Annotated in this window: 1 protein-coding gene and 1 pseudogene; both read right to left on the bottom strand. The window is 66.3% G+C overall.

The window, feature by feature from the left end:
- Positions 1 to 289 precede the first annotated feature (289 nt).
- Entirely contained in the window at positions 290 to 1,450 is a 1,161-nt protein-coding gene (gene gcvT, locus HNO81_RS19900) for a glycine cleavage system aminomethyltransferase GcvT (RefSeq protein ID WP_175319813.1), read from the bottom strand.
- 11 nt (positions 1,451 to 1,461) lie between these two features.
- Positions 1,462 to 1,883: pseudogene (locus tag HNO81_RS19895) on the bottom strand (glycine dehydrogenase (aminomethyl-transferring)); the annotation flags it as partial.

The following is a 1,883-nucleotide window of genomic DNA, read 5'->3' as shown; positions in this document are numbered from 1 at the left end:
AAGACACCAACGGCCATGAGGAAATTCCTAACTAAAACAGGTTGTTGGGGTGGAGTGGGCAGGACATCCTCTGCGTGCTCGGTCGCGAAGACGCCCGCTGCGCGGACGTGACGCTCCCTTAGACGCACGCTGCCGGATGCCCCGCCCACTCCGCAAGCACGTCACAAAGGCGACTTCCCCGGGAGGGGCCGGCGGAGCCGGACTTTTCGAAAGCCTGCGTCAAAGCGACGAAGGAGCAGCAGGCGTGAAAATGTCCGGTCCACCGGTCACGAAGGCGACCATGCGGGCTTTAGCGGGTGCGCTTGTAGAACGGGAGGTCGACGACTTCGAAGGGTTCCGCTTTGCCGCGGAGATCAATGTCCAGGGCTGTGCCGGGTGCCGAATGTTCGACGTCGACGTAGGCCATGGCGATGGGATAGCCGAGGGTGGGTGAGGGCTGGCCGGATGTGACTTCGCCAACGGCGGCGCCGTCCTTGAGGACGGGGTAGTGCGCGCGGCCGGCACGGCGGCCGCGGCCTTTGAGTCCCACGAGGCGGCGGCCGGAGGTGCTGCCGGCGCCGGCTTCCTTCAGGGAGGCCAGCGCAGCCTTGCCAACGAAGTCGCCTTCCTTGGAGAGTGCGACGACGGCGCCCAGGCCGGCAGCGAACGGGTCACCCTGCAGCGACAGTTCGTTGCCGTACAGCGGCATTCCCGCTTCCAGGCGGAGGGAGTCGCGGGAGGCGAGGCCGGCGGGGGTGAGTTCCCCGTCGTCGGCGATGGCGACCAGCGTCTGCCACAGTGCCGGGGCGTCATCGTTGGCCACGAAGATCTCGAACCCGTCCTCACCGGTATACCCGGTGCGGGCGAGCAGGAGTTCCTTGCCGGCCCCGCCCACCAGGAACGGAACCTCCACAGCGGCGTAGTACTTCAGCTCCGTCACCAGGGAGTGCTGCGCGGCCGGGACCAGGCGAAGCAGGAGATCCTGGGCTTTGGGGCCCTGCACTGCGATCAGCGATGTCCGGGCCGAGGCATCCTCCACCAGCACGTCGAACCCGGCGGCCCGTTCCTGCAGGGCTGCAGCCACCACTGTGGCGTTGCCCGCGTTCGGCACCACCAGGAAAACGTCCATCTCGCCTTGCGCCGAACCTTCTACGGACGGGCGGCGGTAGGTGATGAGGTCGTCGATGATGCCGCCGTCTTCATTGCAGATCAGCGAGTATTTGGCTTTGCCCACGGCCATGGCGGAGATCTTCCCCACCAGCGCGTAGTCCAGGAAAGCGGCCGCATCCGGGCCGGTCACCCAGACCTCACCCATGTGGGAGAGGTCGAACAGGCCGGCAGAGTTGCGCACGGCGTGGTGTTCGGCCAGTTCGGAGGCGTATTTCAGCGGCATTTGCCAGCCGCCAAAGTCGGTGAAGGAGGCGCCCAGCTTTTTGTGCTCGTCGTACAGCGCGGTGTATTTCTCGGTCACGGTGCTGGTCCTTAGTTCTCGAACTCGGACAGCGGGGGGCAGGAGCAAATGAGGTTCCGGTCACCGGCGGCGCCGTCGATCCGTCCAACGGGCGGGAAGTACTTGTCCTGCTTGTGGTGGGCCGGGAACGCGGCCTGCTCCCGCGGGTAGGCGCGGTCCCAGTCGGAGGACACGACGGCGGCCGCGGTGTGGGGTGCGTGGCGCAGCGGTGAGTCGGCCACGGCAAAGTCCCCGTTGGCCACCTGGTCGATTTCCTTGCGGATAGCGATCATTGCCTCGATGAACCGGTCGATCTCGGCCAGGTCCTCGGACTCAGTGGGCTCCACCATCAAGGTTCCCGCCACCGGGAAGGACAAGGTGGGGGCGTGGAAGCCGAAATCAATGAGGCGCTTTGCCACGTCCTCGGCGGTCACGCCGGTCCGTGCGGTCAGTT

Origin of the sequence: Pseudarthrobacter sp. C4D7 (assembly GCF_013359725.1) — a bacterium.
Taxonomy (GTDB): domain Bacteria; phylum Actinomycetota; class Actinomycetes; order Actinomycetales; family Micrococcaceae; genus Arthrobacter.
This window is presented reverse-complemented; position numbering and strand designations above follow the sequence as displayed.